Annotated in this window: 15 protein-coding genes; 2 read left to right on the forward strand and 13 right to left on the reverse strand. The window is 61.2% G+C overall.

What is annotated here, in order from left to right; genetic code table 11:
- Positions 1-2 precede the first annotated feature (2 nt).
- Positions 3-845 (forward strand): hypothetical protein, encoded by an 843-nt coding sequence (locus tag AAAX32_RS03510; RefSeq protein WP_225094097.1) that lies wholly within the window; start codon positions 3-5, stop codon positions 843-845.
- A gap of 111 nt (positions 846-956) precedes the next feature.
- Here the strand turns inward: AAAX32_RS03510 and AAAX32_RS03515 are convergent, their stop codons facing one another.
- The 7 genes from AAAX32_RS03515 to AAAX32_RS03545 all read right to left on the reverse strand — a co-directional run bounded on the left by AAAX32_RS03515 (position 957) and on the right by AAAX32_RS03545 (position 8,470).
- A complete protein-coding gene (locus AAAX32_RS03515; protein ID WP_349100014.1) occupies positions 957-1,577 on the reverse strand; it encodes a response regulator transcription factor in 621 nt (206 codons plus the stop codon).
- A complete protein-coding gene (locus tag AAAX32_RS03520; protein WP_349100077.1) occupies positions 1,574-3,067 on the reverse strand; it encodes an ATP-binding protein in 1,494 nt (497 codons plus the stop codon). Before AAAX32_RS03520 ends, AAAX32_RS03515 begins: the two co-directional genes overlap by 4 nt.
- 2 nt (positions 3,068-3,069) lie before the next feature.
- Complete coding sequence (locus AAAX32_RS03525; RefSeq protein WP_217107413.1) at positions 3,070-4,869, reverse strand: histidine kinase N-terminal 7TM domain-containing protein; 1,800 nt, start codon at positions 4,867-4,869, stop codon at positions 3,070-3,072.
- A gap of 253 nt (positions 4,870-5,122) precedes the next feature.
- Positions 5,123-5,767, reverse strand: a complete 645-nt coding sequence (locus tag AAAX32_RS03530) for a DUF4867 family protein (RefSeq protein ID WP_148332917.1) — start codon at positions 5,765-5,767, stop codon at positions 5,123-5,125.
- A 144-nt stretch (positions 5,768-5,911) separates the two neighbouring features.
- Positions 5,912-6,400 carry an S-ribosylhomocysteine lyase gene (locus AAAX32_RS03535; RefSeq protein ID WP_195521906.1) on the reverse strand — a complete coding sequence of 163 codons (489 nt, stop codon included), beginning with the start codon at positions 6,398-6,400 and terminating at the stop codon, positions 5,912-5,914.
- Positions 6,401-6,502: 102 nt separating this feature from the next.
- Positions 6,503-7,477 (reverse strand): nucleoside hydrolase, encoded by a 975-nt coding sequence (locus AAAX32_RS03540; RefSeq protein WP_148332915.1) that lies wholly within the window; start codon positions 7,475-7,477, stop codon positions 6,503-6,505.
- Between the two features lie 30 nt (positions 7,478-7,507).
- Positions 7,508-8,470: a ribokinase gene (locus tag AAAX32_RS03545; RefSeq protein ID WP_217107411.1), complete on the reverse strand. Its 963-nt coding sequence runs from the start codon at positions 8,468-8,470 to the stop codon at positions 7,508-7,510.
- 187 nt (positions 8,471-8,657) lie between these two features.
- Between AAAX32_RS03545 and AAAX32_RS03550 the strand changes: the two genes are divergently transcribed.
- The gene (locus tag AAAX32_RS03550; protein ID WP_349100016.1) at positions 8,658-10,874 is read left to right on the forward strand and encodes an acyltransferase family protein; all 2,217 of its coding nucleotides are present in this window, start codon (positions 8,658-8,660) and stop codon (positions 10,872-10,874) included.
- 543 nt (positions 10,875-11,417) lie between these two features.
- Here the strand turns inward: AAAX32_RS03550 and AAAX32_RS03555 are convergent.
- The 6 genes from AAAX32_RS03555 to AAAX32_RS03580 all read right to left on the reverse strand — a co-directional run bounded on the left by AAAX32_RS03555 (position 11,418) and on the right by AAAX32_RS03580 (position 18,455).
- Entirely contained in the window at positions 11,418-12,614 is a 1,197-nt protein-coding gene (locus tag AAAX32_RS03555) for an Nramp family divalent metal transporter (RefSeq protein ID WP_117637211.1), read from the reverse strand.
- 74 nt (positions 12,615-12,688) lie between these two features.
- A complete protein-coding gene (locus tag AAAX32_RS03560) occupies positions 12,689-14,533 on the reverse strand; it encodes a CBS domain-containing protein (protein WP_217107409.1) in 1,845 nt (614 codons plus the stop codon).
- 328 nt (positions 14,534-14,861) lie between these two features.
- Entirely contained in the window at positions 14,862-16,268 is a 1,407-nt protein-coding gene (locus tag AAAX32_RS03565) for a polysaccharide deacetylase family protein (protein WP_349100017.1), read from the reverse strand.
- Between the two features lie 72 nt (positions 16,269-16,340).
- Complete coding sequence (locus AAAX32_RS03570) at positions 16,341-17,096, reverse strand: hypothetical protein (RefSeq protein WP_055310650.1); 756 nt, start codon at positions 17,094-17,096, stop codon at positions 16,341-16,343.
- Positions 17,096-17,485: a YtxH domain-containing protein gene (locus AAAX32_RS03575; protein WP_035136593.1), complete on the reverse strand. Its 390-nt coding sequence runs from the start codon at positions 17,483-17,485 to the stop codon at positions 17,096-17,098. Before AAAX32_RS03575 ends, AAAX32_RS03570 begins: the two co-directional genes overlap by 1 nt.
- A 136-nt stretch (positions 17,486-17,621) precedes the next feature.
- Positions 17,622-18,455, reverse strand: coding sequence for a hypothetical protein (locus AAAX32_RS03580; protein ID WP_349100018.1), 834 nt, complete (start codon positions 18,453-18,455; stop codon positions 17,622-17,624).
- Positions 18,456-18,460 lie beyond the last annotated feature (5 nt).

The following is an 18,460-nucleotide window of genomic DNA, read 5'->3' on the forward strand; positions in this document are numbered from 1 at the left end:
CCATGAAGACAACGTTCAAAAAGTCCGTACTCGCATTTCTGACATGCGTCCTGGCGCTCGCCTTTGCCCTGACGGGCTGCAGCGGCGGCGGCAAAGACCCCAAGGCCAACTTCGTCGGCAGCTGGGAACTCTCGGGTGGAACCGTGGATGGCGAAGAGCTGACCGATGAGTACATGAAGATGCTCGAGGATTGGGGTGTCCACTGCGTCCTGATTCTCGATGAGGACGGTACAGGCGCCCTCGACCTGTTCCTTGAAGTCGTCGACCTTAAATGGGAGGCAAAGGACGCCACCACCGTAACCATCACCGCCGAAGATGAGTCGCACGACATGAAGCTCAAGGACGGCAAACTCATCCTCGAAGAAGATGACGGCAATCTTGTCTTTACCAAGTCCGACAAGGACCTGTCCGGTACGGTGAAGAAGGATCGCGAGGCGGCCGAGAAGGAAGAGGAGATCGATGAGGCCGTCGAAGACGACGATGTCCAGAACGTCGAAATCTCCCCCGCCGTCACCGTCGCCGATGACGATCTGTGCACCATCACCATCACCGAGAAGTTCAAGGACGACTGGGGCGACATCGGCTTTGTCGTCAACATCACCAACAAGAGCGACAAGGACCTGACCTTCTACGCTCCTTCCGGCAAGACCAACGTCAACGGCACCATGAAGGAACCCTGGTTCTCGGCTAACCTGATGCCCGGCACCAGCGCCACCGAGGAATTCACGTTCTCGAGCGGCGAACTTGACAGTCTTGACGACCTGGTCAACACGACCATCGGCATCGACGCCTACCTGACCGATTCCTACGAGGACGTCGCCTCCTACAGCGCAACCATCGCGTAACGGCGGACACCGATAGCCGCGGATTGGCGGACACATCCGCGCACATGTCAGGCGGGGCCGCAGGAAATGATCCTGCGGCCCCGCCGCTTTTATGCCGATGCGTAACGAGCGTTAGCGCTCCATGTTGGGAACGATGCTGCCCTCCGTTACCGCGTGCACGGCCAGGCGCATGATGTTGTCGTAGCCGGTCTTGTTGAGGATCTCCGAGATGCGGCGTTTGATGGTGCCCTCGCTCATAAACAGCTCGGCCGCGATTTCGCGGCGGCTCTTGCCCTCGCAGGCAAGGCGCAAGATCGATAGCTCGACATCGTCGAGGGCCGCCGTGCCCGAGAAGATGCTCTCGGGCGGCTTGGGAAACGTGCAGTAACCCGCCAGCGTGGAGCGCATCACGGCGAATAGCTCGTCGATACCGACGTTCTTATACACAAAGCTGTCGACGCCCGCCTCGCGTGCCTGGTCCACAAAGGTGATCTCGGGCATACCCGTCATGATAATGACGCGGCACTCGGGCAGTTGTTCTTTAATGCGCGCCGCCGCCACGATGCCGTTGGAATCGTGCTCGGTGCACACATCCATCAGTATCATGTCCGGACGCTCCTTGAGCGCGACACCCAAGGCCTCGGAGGCATCGGCGATCGCGGCGACGACGGTCATATCGGGCTGGTCACCGACGGAGCGCGCGAGGCTCTCGCGCAGGATGGCCTGGTCTTCGACGATTAACACGCGAATCATGAACTTCTCCTTTGGGCCGTGGCGCTGGAGGCGAGCGGAATGGACACCGTAAGCGTGAAGGGCGGGGCGGTGTGGACTTCCAGGCTGCCGCCCAGATTCTGTGCGACATGCCTCATACCTGGGATACCCGTTCCCTCGCGATACGATACGGGTGCAGGCGCGCCGTCGTTAGAAACGACCATCCGCGCGACAGCGCCGTCTTCTGTCCCCTCCTGCCACAGGCGCACATGGACCTGATGGGCCTGTGCATGCTTGGTGGCATTGGTCGAGGCTTCGCGGATAATCTGCAAAAATGCTGCGGCGACACGCGCGTCGTTTGGCAGCTCGCCCTCCACATCGATCTGCACGCTCACCAGGCCAAAGGCATGGACGATATCGCCCAGTTGCTCTGCCGGTTCGCTGTCGCCCCCGCTGCGCAGATCGGCAGCGATTGAGCGCAGCAGCGGGTCGATCTGCTCGAGTGACTCGTCATCCAGGCGCCCTTCCTCCAGATAACGATGGAGAATGGACAGGCGCTGCCCGATCACGTCGTGCACGCGAGCGCGCATACGCAGATAGGCCGCATTGTCAGCAACTTTTTTGACTTCTTCGATCTGGGCTTGGAGCTCTTGGCCCGCAAGCTCAAGCAGGTGGTTGGCTTGCGCTAGGCGATCATGGGCATGCGCATACTCTGTTACATCCAGACCGATAATGCGCTCGAAGAGGCGGCCCGAAACCATAACGTCATCGTGCACGAACAAGCGAATCTCGGCGGGAGAAACCTCGACCACAACGCGCGCCTCACCAAAGCGGTCCAGATTAATCCGCACGCGGTTCTGGCTGCTTTCGGGCATTTGCATGCTGAGTTTGCGCAGGTCGTTCCATGTACCGCTCATATCGCCTAGGTCGGTGGGCATATGAAGCTCCACCAGGTTTTTTCGCATGCAGCGGTTCATGAGCAGCGGACGGCCCCTCGGGTCCAGATACAGGATGCCCACGGGAATCACGTTGATGGTTTCGATCGTCGAGAACGCGGTGATATCCTCCTGGCGGTTGCGGACATCCATCAAGAGCGCCGCAATGGAGCGGAACAGGAAAAACGCTCCCTCTGCGATAAGGACCGTGGTCCACGCCGAGCCCATGGCAAAAACCACCGGCGGTGTCACGGCGGCAACGAGCAACAGTTCGGCCAGCATGACGGGGCGACGATAGTGCACCATAAGCACCATGCCGTAGGCAAAGATCACGGCATTGAGCCACAACGCTCCGCCCATTGCCCTGGCGCAAACGTCAAGCGGCGCCACCAGATATGAGCCAGACGACGCGAACAAGATGAGCACCGAAATAATTAGGTGAAGCACAAGGCTCGCCTCGTAGGCACAAATCACCTTACGGTTATAGGACGAGCGGCGCGATGCGATGAGCGGGACGTGGATCGTCTGCAGACACGCAGCCAGGGCAAAGACAACATCGAGCGCAACGATTTGGGGAAGAATGAGCGAAATCTGCATCGTCACTCACCCGCCCTCGGCATCAAGACGATCATGCGCAGCTGGCCGGGCTCGCCCTCAAGGCGGTATGCCACGTTGCGCCCTTGCAGAGCGCTTTCGAGCTCTTGCGCAGCGGGCGTCTGCGAAAGATCTGCATCATCGTTGGAAAAAAGCGCGGCACGCAGCTCGACACTGCATCGGTCATGATCGCCCAAGTGATACATAAGCGCCGGATGGTCGGTGGTGTAGGCAAAAAACGCAAAGTCATACACGCAGTCGTACAGGGCGCTTACCGTACTGGCGTGCATCGGGCGCCGTATGGCGATAATCGAGGCGCAATCGATATCGATGGTGCGCAGGTCGCTTGCGAGCTCGTTGGCAATGAGCTGAATGCGGTCGCAATCAAAACCGCTCTCCCCGTGCTGTGCCAACGTGAGCGACCCCTTGCGCTTGCAATAGGCGACGAGCATCTTGGCGCGCTGCAGCATGCGGTAACGCTCGTGCGAAGACGATTCATCGGTCAACGGCGGCAGCGAGCTCAGCAGGTCGTACATCCCTTCGAGCGCGCGGGCAAGCGCCTGGTCCACGTCTTGGACCAGCAAGGTCTCGGCCTCTTGGTCTGCCAGGTGCGTCTTAAGGTCGTAGTCGGCGGCGAGCAGCTCATTTTGACGCTGCAGCTCCATACGACGATGTGCCAGTTCACGGTTAAGCTCGTTGAGATCCGACACGTCTTGGGCAAGCAGGGCCGATCCGCCCAGCAGTGGAAAGGCACGGCACATCACATCGGGATCGGACGCCACGGCAAAGGCATGGGCGCGGCTGTGCGCCTGGGTCCGCAACTCCTCGCGCACGCCCACCGGCATTGGCTTTGACACTGGCGTGGCATAGACTTCCTGCAGGTCGCGCGTTAGAACTTTGAGGTCAAGCGGCAAGGTGTCGAAAATGCCGGCGATGTCGTGATATGACGGAACGACACCGCAATCGAGACAGATTTCCATCGCCACCACGCACAAGACGCAATAGACGAGCGAGAAGTTGAGCCTCCATGCCCAAGGCACGCGCAACGCATATGAGATGGCAAAGAACGCGCCGCCCAGCAGCACGAGCGCCGCCGTGCCCGAGAAACGTTGGATGCGAAAGGACGAGGACCGGCCCACCAGGATAAAAAAGGCCACAAAGTTAAAGGCCGTCCACACGAGGACGGCGAAATAACCCCAGCCGTACGTGTAATCGTTGCTCCAGGTGTCGCTTGTACGGTCAAAGTGGAAGACCTGCTGGTGAAAATCGTTGGTGAGCACAAATCCGATAAGCAGGATAGCCATAATCCACAGCGCAGCGCAGTAGCGGCGACCCAGGCGGTGTTGCTCCAGGCCCGCAAGGCGCAGACCACACAACTGGTAGAGCAGCGGAATGAGCGTCATGGGCACGTAGTACAGGTACCACAGCACGGTGGCATAGAACGGCGTGAACGACTTGTACTTGAGAATGACTTCGATCATCCACAGGGCGCAGATGGTGGCGATGGCAACAAGACGGCGGCGCAACACATAGTCCAAACAGCGCAGATAGACCGATACGCCCCAGATCGAAAATGCAATTGCGGCAACAAGCAACGGCAGAGAGCTCGAATGGACGAGCGCATCCACGACCTCTTCGGACACCTCGCTATAGGCGGGCACGGCGTTAGAAAGTTTGGGGTCGAAGGCGAACAGCGCCGGCAAGACTGCCAAAAGCATGAGGAACATCGCGGTGATGACACCGGCGATAGCAAAGACGCGGTGGCGGTACACCTGATGTGTTATGCCAACAAGGAATCGCGGCATGGCGAAGAGCCTGCCGCCCCTGGGATCCGCCACGGGTGCGGATCGGGCGGCCGCGTTGCCGATATGTCGCTCGCGGGTACCCATAGTGCTTTTAGTGTACCGACAGGCAGGCTCAAAAAGCGGGCCACATGTCCCAAAATCCGCAGACGGCAAGGCGCCCGGCAGCCTCCCCCGTCTGGCACTTCCCGATATCTGCCCGCCCCAAACCACCGCAAAGGAGACAGGCACCTTTGTGGTGGTTTGGGGCGATGCGCTAGTCCACGGTGATGTCGAGATTTTTGCCGATGAGGCCTACGTAGCCGCCTTCGGCTGCCTTGGGGCTGTCGGCGTGGCAGAGGACCCACTTGTCGGCCTTCCAGTAGCAGTAGCTGTCGCCGGCAGCAGGCATGTCGGATGCAGCCTCGGGGCGCGGGCCGTTGGTGCCCGCCGGCAGCGCCACCATCACCTGGAAGCCGCCGTCATCGACCATGCAGGGCGTGTAGTGGAGCGTGGTGTTGAAGACTTCGACGACCGTACCCGCCGGCACGCGGAACGCCTTGACGCACGCGGTGTCGAGCTTACCGTCCTCGATCTCCCAGCGATGCGCCACGAGCAGGATAAAGTCGCGCGCGCCCAGGTTGAACTCGCTGGCGCGGTGATACTCCAGGCAGTTGAGCTGCGTGTTGTGGCCATTGCACCAGCCCAGCTGGAAGGGTCGGCCGCCAAACATGAGAAAGCCCAGTTTATCGGCATCCTTGACGCCCTCGAGCTCCGGCGCACTTGCTACGTACTTGCTGCCCTCGGGAATGGACGTGGCAGAAAGCGCCTCGAGCACGGGCGACGTGAGCTCGGACGGAACGTTATTCCAAACGTTGCCATAGGATTTGAACTCGGGATCGTTGACAGAGCAGATATGCATGTTCACTCCTGTTCGTAAATGTGACTATACGAACATTCTAGAACAAACATGAGCGATTTTGAACGCTCGTCCCGACCAATCAACAAAAAGGCGCCCCCGCATAAGCGAAGGCGCCCAATGCGCGCGTTTTGGGCGATAAAGCCCTTATGCCTGCTGATAGTGCAGGTGCTTCTCGTCGATATCGGCCAGGTCGCGGTCGAGGTAACGGCGCGCGAGCCAGTTAGCCATGGGAAGGTTCTGGTCCAGGTAGTTGCCGCACTCCTCGGGAGCGGCACCGGGGACATCGCCCTCAAAGTCGGCGACAAACTCGAACAGCTCACGCACGAGCGGCAGGATCTCCTCGCTCGTCACCTCGCCAAACACAACGAGGTAAAAGCCCGTGCGGCAGCCCATGGGGCCAAAGTAGACAATGCGGCCCGACCACTCGGCATGATTGCGCAAGAACGTTGCACCCAGGTGCTCGATGGTGTGGCACTCGGCGGTGTTCATGACCGGCTCCTTGTTGGGCGTGGTCAGGCGCAGGTCAAACGTGGTGACGGCAGCACCGGTCGCCGGATCGCGGTCGATGCGGCTCACATACACGCCGGGCTCAAGCAGCAGATGATCAACGGAAAAGCTGGCGATGCGCTCCATGGCAGATCCTCTCGATAGTCAAATTGGGACGGGGCTCTTTTAGCTGGTTCGAATGGTCGTACCAATCATACCAGTCAAAAAAGCCCCGTCCAAAAAGACAACTTAGCCAAGGACACGGGCCATACGCGTCTTGAACTCGGACAGGAAGCGCGGAGCATCCACGGTCAGTGCCACAAGCGCGCTCTTGTCCGGATCGGACAGGCGGCGCTCATCGCAGATGGTGCGACCGCGGTACTCGCCCAGCAGATCAACACGCAGGTTGCAGCCGAGCGCACCTACGAGCGTGGGGTCGATCGCCACGGCAACGGCCAGCGGATCGTGCAGCGCACAACCACCCAGGTAGGGTGCGTTCATCTCGTACGAGCCAATGTAGTGCTCGACCATGCTCGCAAATGCGCAGCCCGCCATGGTGCCCGAGCCCGTCCAGCCGGCAATGTCGCGGCGTGTGAGCACCACGCGATGCGTCACGTCCAGACCCACCATGGTGAGCTTACGGCCCGAGCGCAGCACCGCGTCGGCTGCCTCGGGGTCGCTCGCCATATTGGCCTCGGCGCCCGCGCTCACGTTGCCGGGCACGGTAAGGGCGCCGCCCATCACGACCACGCGGCCGATGGACATCATCGCCGCCGCATCGCGCTCCAGGGCGAGCGCCAGGTTGGAGAGCGGGCCAGTCGCTACGTAGACCAGATCGGGACCATAGGTGCGCGCGGCATCGATCAGATAATCGACCGCAGCGTTGCCGTCGGCCGAGGTCGCCCCCACCGGCTCGTAGGGCGACGCGGGCACGCTCGCGCCGCCGATGCCGTTCTTGCCGTGAATGAGCGCGGTGGACGCCGGCGGCGTATAGGGCTCAGTCGCCTGCAGAGGACGGTCGGCACCCAGGTACACCGGAACCTCGGGGCGACCCAGCAGATCGAGCACCGCAAGGCAGTTGTGCGCCGATTGCTCGACGCGCACGTTGCCAAAGCACGTGGTGATGCCCACGAGCTCCACCTCGGGGCTCGCGATGGCATAGGCCAGCGCCATCGCATCGTCCACACCCATATCCAGATCAAGGATCAGCTTCTTGGTTGTCATTGTTCTACTCCGCTTCTCCGTCTTTATCGTTTAACCAAACCAATGTTCAACTTCGGCGCGCGTGGGAATCGATTGCTGAGCGCCCAGGCGCGACACCGTCACTGCCGAGGCGCGAGCACCCGCGGCCATGCACTCAAAGAGCGGCAGGCCCTCTAGGCGAGCCGCCGCCAACGCGCCGATAAACGTATCGCCGGCGGCCGTGGTATCGACTACCGTACTCGAAAGTGCCGGCATGCGCAGCAGCTCACCGCCATCGCCGAGCGTAACCGAGCCGGCACCGCCCAACGTGATGACCGCAGCCCCGGCACCCTTGTCGAGCAGCGCATTGAGCGCCGCGACGCAGCTTGCATCATCCGTGGGCAGAATGCCCGTCAGAACCTGGCACTCGGTCTCGTTGGGGCAGACCAGGTCGACCGCAGGCCAGACCTCCGCAGGCAGCTCGCAGGCAGGCGCTGGATTAAAGACCGTATAGAACCCCAGCTCGTGAGCACAAACAAGCGCCTCGGCCGTCGCCGCAAGGTCACATTCGCCCTGGGCGATAAAGACGCTTCCGGCAGCCGGGGCAATCTCGCTGGCGTCGCCGTCGAGCTCATGGGCCACCAGACGCCTCAGCGCGCGGGCAACGTCCGCGCCCGCAAGCGCATGGTTGGCGCCCGGTGACAGTACGATGCGGTTGTCGCCCTCGCAGCGAATGATGGTCGCCGTTCCCGTCTCCACGTCATCGCGATGCACTACAAAGTCACAGTCCACGCCGGTGTCTTGGAGCCCCACCACGAGCGATGCGCCGAACGCGTCGCGACCGACCGCGCCGATCATGTGCGTGCACGCGCCCATACGCGCGGCAGCTACGGCCTGATTGGCGCCCTTGCCGCCGGCGTTGGTGATAAACCCGCTGCCGCCGACGGTCTCGCCCGCACGCGGTATGCGCTCGCACGCCACCGAAAGGTCCATGTTCATGCTGCCGAACACCGCAACGATGCCGCGATCTGCCATGGAAACCTCCTCGTCTTCAGGCTTTGCGCCCACCGTCGACCAACGATTGTGCACTCTCGCACCCCCTATAACTTTAGTCCACTTTGATGTGGACGCGCGCTTGAGCTTGCGCCAGCAGCAAGCATTCACAGGGGCAGGCAGCTACAATGAATACGTGCTGATTATTCTCGTCATTGGATGATGTTTTATGGAACAATTCTCGCAATCGGGCTCGCGCGGTCGACGCCGCACGGGCAACGAGCCGGCGCCGCACGAACGCGTGAAGGGCGAACGCCGTGCCAACGAGCCGCGACGCACCGCGAGCCCCCATCGCGCTTCTGCCAACAACGCGGGCCGCGCCAACACTCCCGCCGCGGAGCAGACGCCTGCTCGCCCCAAGTCCCGCTACATCCCTGCCCTTGACGGCCTGCGCACGCTTGCCGTCGTCGCGGTGGTGCTCTATCACCTCAACCTCACGTGGGCTCAGGGCGGCCTGCTTGGCGTCACGATCTTCTTTGTGCTTTCGGGCTATCTGATCACACGCCTGCTACTCAACGAAGTCGCTAAGACCGGCCGCATCGACCTCAAGAGCTTCTGGATCCGCCGCATCCGTCGCCTGGTCCCCGCCGTGGTGACCGTTGTGGTGGTGACCTGTGCTCTGTGCACCGTCTTCAACCACGTGATGCTCACCAAGATGCGTCCCGACATTCTGCCGTCGCTGCTGTTCTTTAACAACTGGTGGCAGATTATGCAGGACGTCTCGTACTTCAACGCCCTGGGCGACCCCTCGCCGCTTACGCACTTTTGGTCGCTCGCCATCGAGGAACAATTCTACCTGGTTTGGCCACCGCTGCTGTTTGCCATGGTGTCCATGCATGTGAGCAAACCCAACACGCGCCGTGTGGTCCTGGGACTCGCAGCGGTATCCGCCCTTGCCATGATGGTGCTCTACAACCCTGCCGCCGACCCCAGCCGCGTGTACTACGGCACCGACACCCGCGTCTTCTCGCTGCTGCTGGGCGCCTGGATGGCCTTTATCCCCGATCGCGACCTGGCGCCGGTGCGTCTCGCTCATCGTTTGGGGCTCAATCGCCTGGCTGGCGCCGCCAAGCACGGCAAGAACGCCGAGGGCAAGCCTGGCGAGAAGGCCGACAACGCAGCCGAGACCGTCCCGGCACAGCCGAGCGCCCTCGTGCGCTTTTGGTCCTCGCCCGCATCCATCGATGTGTTGGGCGTCGTGGGTCTGGTTGGCCTTGCCGCCATGGTCGCGCTCACCAACGGCTACACCGCGTTCCAGTATCGCGGCGGCACGCTGCTATGCTCCATCCTCACGCTCATGGTCATCGCGGCCTGCGTGCAGCCCCAGGGAATGGTTGCCCGCGCACTGTCCGCCGAGCCGCTCGTGTGGGTTGGCAAGCGCTCGTACAGCATCTACCTGTGGCACTATCCGCTACTGTTGCTCATGAACCCGGTCGCCAACATCAACGATACGCCGTGGTGGCAGTACATTTTGCAGGTGTTGTTGGTGGTCGCCGTAGCCGAATGTTCATATCGCTTTATCGAGACGCCGTTTAGAAAGGGCGCCTTTGGGCGCACCGTATCCGAGTTCCGCGACGGCACCACCACGCCCGCCAACTGGGTGCGCGCGCACGTCCCTGTCTGCGCAGCCTGCGCTGTCGTGTTGGTCGTTGCACTGGGCGGCCTGGTCTTTGTGCCCGAGACGTCTGCACTGAGCGGTGAGGGCGCCGAAGTCCTCAACAAGGAAGCCAAGAACACCGCGCCAACGGACCAACAGGCAGCCGACGACACCGACAAGGACAACGACGGCTTCCCCGATGGCTCCTACGACCTGCTAATGATCGGTGACTCCGTGTCGCTGCGCGCCGTCGATTCCTTTGACGGCGTATTCCCCCACAGTCACATCGATGCCGAAAAGGGCCGCCAGTTTGATGCGGGCCGCGCGACATTTGAGGGCTATCTCCAACAGAACCTTGCCGGCAAGATCGTGGTCTTTGCGCTGGGCACCAACGGCTTGGTAACCGACGACCAGATCGACGCCATCATGGCCGATGCAGGAGATAAGCGTATTGTGGTGTTTGTGAACACGCGCAGCCCGCAGCCATGGGTTGGTTCTACCAACCAGGCCATCGCCAACGCCGCTACGCGCTACAAAAACGTGCGCGTTATCGACTGGTACGGATACAGTGCCAATCGCAACGACCTGTTCGATGGCGATGGCACGCACCTATCGACCACTGGCGTGACTGAGTACCTCAACTTGATCCACGATGCAGTCAAGAAGGACCTGCCCGTGCATCCCGAGGATCACGTCAACGATCCGCAGCCGGCAGCCGTCAAGTCTGCCACCGACGCACTCATCAATGCGCTTGCCTTCAAGCCGCACAAGTTGGGCACCGACAAGTAACCTGCAGCGCAAACTTCCCACATCCGGAGGGGGCGTCTGCCACGGCAGACGCCCCCTCCGGCAGTTAGGGACGTTCCTTATGTACCGGTACCTAGGGACACTCCTGGCGCAGCCAATGAAGACCTCTACGGATGAATTCCAGGCCGCTCCGTCGCTCCAGACATCGTTTCCGCGCCTCGCGCCTGCCCCAAACAATCAAAACAAGCCCTTTTCGCCGCACCCTCAAAGGTCTGTGGGCAAAAAAGGGCAAATATGAGTACTGTTACCATTTTAGTAGCAGGCAAAACCACCCAAAATGACGTCCGAGCGAACCCTACAACCCCCTAAAGCAGCCAACCTGACTGGTTTAAGGCGTATTGGAGCCAATTTTAATGAACATACTATAGGTTATGTTTATTATCTTCTTGAATGTAAATGCTATTCACTTAGCAACAGTACTCATATTTGGCATTTTTTGCCCACTGCCATATAACTAACACCCTATAGCAGACAAAAACAGCCCGCAGCCCATCGCTGCGGCCTGTTTGGAGTCCAAAAGAGGCGCTAAGCGCTGTAACCCATCGCCTGCAGAACAAACATGACGACCGTGAGCACCGTAATCACACCGATAGTCGCCCAAGTGAGCACATTCCACACGCGGCCGTTGCGGTTAGTGCCCATAATGTGACGGTCAGCGGCAATAACCACCTGGAACACCAGAACCACGGGCAGTAGCACGCCATTGATGACCTGCGAGGTCATCATAATCTGGAACAGATCGACGCCGGGCATAAGCACCAGCACGGCAGAGATACCGATGATGGCCGTAATGATGCCGCGATAGACCGGGGCCTCGTCCCAGCTGCGGTCGGCACCGCGCTCCCAGCCAAATGCCTCGCAGATAGCGCTCGACGTAACGCCCGGCAGCACGCAGGCAGCCAAGAAGCTCGCCGCGACCAGGCCCGAGGCAAACAGTACCGTGGACCACTGACCCGCAATAGGCTCCAGCGCACGGGCAGCATCGGCAGCATCGCTAATCTGAATGCCCGCCGGGAACAACACCGTACCGGTCGTGATGATAATAAAGCCGGCAATGACATCGGCGGCAAGCGAGCCGCTCACGGTATCGATGCGCTGCAGCACGATATCGTCCTCGCCCGCGTTCTTGTCGACCACGTTGTTCTGCGCCAAGAAAATCATCCACGGCGCGATGGTGGTACCGATCGTTGCGACCACGAGCGACACGTAGCTGGGGTCATTTTGAATGTTAGGCACGACCAGGTCGACCGCGACCTCACCCCAGTTGGGGCCAGCCATAAACGCGGCGACAATATAGGTCACGAAGACGCAGCTTACCAGCAGCAGAATCTTCTCGATGCGCTGGAAACTACCCGACATGGTAAGCATCCACACCAGCAGCGCCACCAACGGCACCGAGATGCTCGCCGGCACGCCAAAGAGAGCAAGGCCGCTGGCGATACCCGCAAACTCCGAAATGGTCACAGCCGTGTTGGCGATCAACAGCGCCGCCATAGCAAGTACACTCTTGCGCACGCCAAAGCGCTCGCGGATGAGCGATGCCAGGCCCTTGCCCGTGACGCAGCCGCAGCGCGCCGCGGTCTCCTGCGTCACGATGAGCAGCACAGTCATGACGGGAAGCATCCAGAGCATCTTGTAGCCATAGCTGGCGCCCGCACTGGAATACGTTGCAATGCCGCCGGCGTCATTGCCCGAAAGCGCCGCCAGCAGACCGGGGCCCATAGCGCCAAAGATGGCCGCGATGGTCAACTTTTGCTTGGTGCCCGACTTTTGCTTGGTATTTTGCACGCGACCACCTAGCCAATGACCGACATGGTGAGCAGCACCGCAGCGGCGCAGTACGCTACGCACGAGATCATGACGGCAATAACGTTCATGGCGGTGCCCGACGTGTTGAGGTCATGCTCGTCACGCCAGAACAGCACCATCAGGTAAATCACGGCGCTCATGTTGCCAACCAGGCAAATGATGGCAGCGATATTAAAGGACCCGGTAAAGAGTTGCTCCTCAAACATGGGCGCATCGGGGAACGCGGCGGTGCGCACCAGCTGGGCGCACAGGTAGGTCACGAGTGACAGAATCAGGCCCATGCCCGTGCTCTGGAAGAAGAACCCCAGATACGGCTTGGGCTCGTCGTCGTGACCGTCATACTCCAAGAAGTAGTTCTTGACGAACGACACCATGCGCGAGGCAGCAAGCAGCACGAGCGGCATGGCGCACATGGGGAACACCACCAGATGCGCGGAGCCGAGCGCCGTCCCCAGCACCGTTGCCATGATGCACGAGGCAATGCCCCACACGACAACCCAGTACTGGCGATGCACAAACCAGCTGAGCACGTTCGTCGAGTCGTCCGACGCGCTATCGCCCGAGCCGACACCGGCGATCTGCAGGTCCTCCTGATGCTCCTCGGCGATAACGTCCATGGCGTCGTCGAAGGTCACGATGCCCAGGATATGACGGTTCTCGTCGCAGACAGGGATGGCAACCAGGTCGTACTTGGTCATCTCGTCCGTCACGTCTTCCTGGTCCTCGTCGGGCGACACGTAGACCAGGTCGCGATAGGCGAGCTGGCCCAGCGTGGCATCGCGGTCGGCCACGATCAACGTGCGCAGCGAGAGCACGCCGGTGAGCATGCCGCTCGGATCCTCGGTATAGACGTAATAGACACTCTCGAAGTCCTCATCGAGTTTGCGAATCGCCTCGATGGCATCGCCGACCGTCGCCGTGGCGGGCAGCGAGACAAACTCCGAGGTCATGATGCGGCCGGCGGTGTTGTCCTCATAGCCCAGCAGGTTACGAATCGCCTTCTCCTCCTTGACGCCCATCAGGCGCAGGAGCTTCTCGGCCTTCTCGTAATCGAGCTCGTCGATCAGGTCGGCGGCGTCGTCCGGGTCCATCATGGCCAGCATCGACGATGCGTCCGTGTCGGACAGGCCCTCGAGCATCTCGGTCATAAGCTCGTCGTCATCGAACTCCGAGATGGCCTCGGCGGCCTGGGCAGTATCGAGCTGTGCAAACACCTGCGCACGCAGGCGCGGGTCGAGCTGCTCGATAATGTCGGCGATGTCGGCAGGGTGCAGCTCGCCGAGCGTCTTATGCGACACCGAGAGTTGAATGTTCTTGGTCGAGCGATCGAGCAGGTCCATGTAGGACCAAGCGATGATGTCCTCACTGAGCGGCTTGCCCAGGTGCTTCATAAAGCCTTCGACGATATGCTCGAGTGCGGGGCTGATCGCGCGTAGCAGACCGCGGGCGCCCACTTCGGCGCCCAGCAGGCGCAGCTGATTTTCGCCCGACATGGAAAACTTGATGTCGTTTACGCGCACGACTTTCATGCCCTGCGTGTCGACAATCTGCTTGTTGAGCACGTCGCGGGCAAGCAAGAGTTCGGTCGGCTGCAGGTACGAAAAACGGATTTCGGTGGCCGACGTCTTAAGGTGTACACCCGTCTCGTCGATACGGTCGACCCATTTGCGCCAGCTGATCATAAACGGCGTCTTGCCGGGACCGCGGAACGCGAGCGACGTCACGTGCGGAAAAACTTCGCCGGTAGCAATACCAAAATCGTTCACCACGCCGAGCTTTTCTCCATCGACGTCCAAGACCGGCAATTTGAGCATCTCACTCAGATAATTCAATGGTGCTCCCCATCATTATTCCTCCGGACGCGGCCGCATGTGCGACGTCCGGGGGCTTCTGGATATGTATACGCATGCGCGGGCGGCACGCCGCTCGACGCTTACACCCCGTGCATGCGCAAAAAGCACCTGCATGGGGTCATCGACTGTATGGTCGAGGTTTGGATTTCACCTGTAACCTTTCTCTTGACCCTCATTAACCGCAGTAACTATAGCATCAGCATCGCCCTGCGGCATCGAATTTATGCGCTGCACATTGCAGGCATACCAAACGCTGACGCATCCGTGACATAGTCATTGGGGACGTTCTTAAATGACTACCCAATGACTACTCTGTGGTATCTTCGTCCTCGGCAAGCTGGGGGAACACGGCGTCCTTGGGCATGGTGACCTTCGTCAGCGAGGTGAGCTTTTTGCTCAGCGACGTGTCCGTCTTGACCAGGTCGCTGAGCGTCACGATCTTGTAGCCGTCGGCAATGAGGCCGTCGATAATCTGCGGCAGCGCCTCGAGCATCTGCTCGGCGCATTCGTCTCTATCGGTGAGCAGCACGATATTGCCCGGCGTCACCGAATCGAGCACCGTCGAGACTTGCTCGTCGGCACCGTTGAGCAGCCAGTCGCCCGAGTCAATATTCCACGAGACCACGGCGGAGACCAGGTCCATCGCATCAATCCAGTTTTGCTCGTCAAAGGCAGCGTAGGGAGCACGCAGTAGCATCGTCTTCACGCCGGTCGCCGACTTAATCGCATCGGTGCCTTTCGTGATCTGCTCGCGTACCGCCTCACGGTCCTGGTCCTTGAGCGAATCGTCGCTGTAGCTGTTGGATCCGATCTCGCACCCGGCATCGACAATCGCCTTGGCCGTGGCAGGAGAGGCCTCGACCGCATCGCCCGAAAGGAAGAACGTCGCGGTGACGCCCTTTTCCTTGAGCACCTGCAAGATCTGCTTGGTAGCGCCGCTCGGACCCTCGTCAAACGTCAGCGCCACATACTTTTCGTTACCCTTGGGCGCCACGCTGGCGCACGCAACGACGCAATCGGTGGCGGGCACAACCTCGCCGCGGTCTTGCGTCTTGCCCGACTGCTCACCAACCCACACCTCGGAGCGGCCCTGGACACCCCACGTCTGCACATACTCGATAGCGCCCGTACCCTCGACCTTGAGCTTGGGCTCGATAACCGTAGCCTGAACCTCGTGCTTCTCGTAGGTGTTACGGCCATCCTTGACCGTCACCTTCTCGCCGCCCTCAAGCTCGCGGCTGTCCCATTTGCCCTGCTTCACGCGCTTGCCGTCGACCTTCACCGACAGCTTTTCGCCCCCATGGCGCTTGAGCACGCTGTCATCGACGGCCAGCAGGTCGCCTGCGTCGTAGGTGTCAGTCAACTCCTGGTCGTCGATGAGATTCTGCAGCGTAGAGCCCACACGCACCGCGGTCTTCTGGCCGTTGAGCTCCACGTCCACACTGCGGTTGACGTAGCCCACGACGGCAGCGATAAACAGCACGAGCGCACAACCCACGGCAATGAGCGCATAGGGCAGGCGAGACGAACGACGGGGCGTACGGCTGTTGCCGATGCGAGCGCTGCGGTCGCTAAAGCCGCGGCTATGGTTGAGATACATCGCGCCGGGCTTACGGTGACGCTTGCGCTGACCGCTGGGCAGCTGCCCCAGGTCGCGGCGCGCCGTCGGACGCGCACCCGAACGCCCGTTTAAGTTGGATCCGTTTTGGCGCATGTGCCCTCCCCCATAAACACAGCAAGCCGGAGCAACAGGTCTCCGGCTTGCCTCCCATCATTTGGTACGTCGCTATTTTGTAGCTTTTGACGAGCCTCCGCTCGCCTTTTGGTATTCGTCCTTAAAGGCCTTGAACATGCCGCGCGTCTTGCCGAGCTGCTTGCCCAGTGCGCGACTGCCCTTGTCCACGGCAACCGATCCCTTGTCGTCGAGCACCTTGGCGCCCTTTTTGACCTTGTCGCCCACCACGACGCTGGCCTCGGCGGCCTTGGCAGCCGCACCGCCCGAATACCCGAGCGACTTGACCTCGTCCGAAACAATCATCGCGCCGTCCGCATAGCCGCGCAGCATCGTCGGCGGCACCTGCGTGTCACCAACCAAAACACTCGAAGCAGCACCGGCGGTCACATAGAATGCCTGCACGATGCCCGAGCGTGGCTTGAACTCAACGTCCGAGCAATAGCCCACGACGTCGCCTGATTCCGTGCGCACGTCCATACCGACCCAGATGATGCAATCGTCCAGGTTGATGTCGAGGCGCTTGGCAGCGGCGGCATCGTACGTGTCCTTGACGTCATCGACCGCAATGGCGCCCTCGTAGACACCAATGGCGTCGAGCGCTACGAATCGGTCGGGGCGCTCGATCATGCCCGCGATATCAGACTGGCGGACCATAAAGCCGACCACGCGCGTACCGCCCGGGGTAAAGACCGGAAAGTGAATCTTTCCGAGCTTTTTAGGGCTGCGCGGCGTGCCGTCCTTTTTGATGCGCTTGTCCTCGGTAGGCTTGCGATAGATCTTGGCGCCGACAAAATCCCCGGCGCGCATTATGCCTCGGTCGAGGGCTCCGCAGCCTCGGTATCAGCCTCGACGGCGTTCTCGACCACGACGTCGGCGGCGGGCGTCACGTTGCCACCCGAGATGGCATCGTTGAGCTGCTCGCGCAGCTGGTCCATGCGCTCGCGGGCCAGATCGACCTTGGCGCGCAGGTCATCGGTCTTGGCGTCGACCATCGGGCCAAAGTCATTCACCGCAGCACGGGCCTCCTCGGCGCTGTGCTCGTAGGTGTCGCGCATATTGTCCCAGGCGTCGTTGGCGATATCGGCAGCCATGGCGCGGGTCTCGGCGCCCGAGCGCGGGGCCAGAGCAACGCCGACAATAGCGCCGGCAGCGGCACCAAAAAGTGCGCCGGAGACAAAGCTGAAAGTCTTACCCATGATCATTCCTCTCCTGCGGGCACGTCGGTGCCCACCGTTTGAATGCTGTCCATTATACCCGCAGCGCATCACTTGCCGCTCCGCTCATCTGCGTACGGCAAAGGCGCAGGTACGTGATGGTGATAAACGCGTAGGCCTACTCCTGGGGCATAGCCGGCATGGTCACCGTGGCACCCGGGTCCTCGCCGGCGCCGTCCACGAGCGGCAGACCGCCCTCATGCGCAGGTCCTGCCGGAACCGTCGCCGCACCGCCAAAGACGGCAGCGGAGGCCTCGTGGTTCTCGGCAACCGCGCCCTCGGTATCAATCGCCACCTGGGGCTCGTCGTCAAAGTTGGGGACGCCCTGGGGCTCGGTGGGAACGGGCTCGGCGGTCGCATCGGCAACGGGCTCGGCGTCAACCGGCACATCGCCCTCGTCAAAGCCCTCGTCCTCGGCAGCATCTTCGCCGTTCGCAGCGGCGACGGCCTCGTGAGGATCCTTGCCCTCGGCCTCGGTGCGCATGCCCAGCACCAGGTTGCGCAGGCCCGCGACCGTGCCCTCCACGTCGGGGGCAGGCTGGTCGGCGTGCAGATAGGCCCAGTCCATCATAAAGGTGGCCGAAGACAGCGCACCGATGGCCAGCGCGTCGTCGGGGCACGAAAGCTCAACCTCAAAGACGCGCTCGTCGTGCTCGCTTACGCGCGTGCGGCCGCACGAGATGCTGCCGGCAAGACCGGTCTCGTTCATGAGCTCGACCGTCACATGCTCAAGCAGATGGCAAAGCTCGGTCTGGCCCATGCAGTCCTGGAACTCGCGACCGGAATCACCCAGGCACAGGTGCTTGGCAATCGCCGGCACCAGGTAATACACGCGCGCCGTAGCCTCGATATCCTCCGAGGTCATGAGCGGCATGCCGGGGTTCACCAGCACGTGCGCGCAGATCTTGTCCTCGCTGACGGTGACCTTAAGGATGTTGAACAGGCCTGCCATAACTC

The organism is Collinsella sp. CLA-ER-H3 (assembly GCF_040092425.1).
In the GTDB taxonomy this organism is placed as follows: Bacteria; Actinomycetota; Coriobacteriia; order Coriobacteriales; family Coriobacteriaceae; genus Collinsella.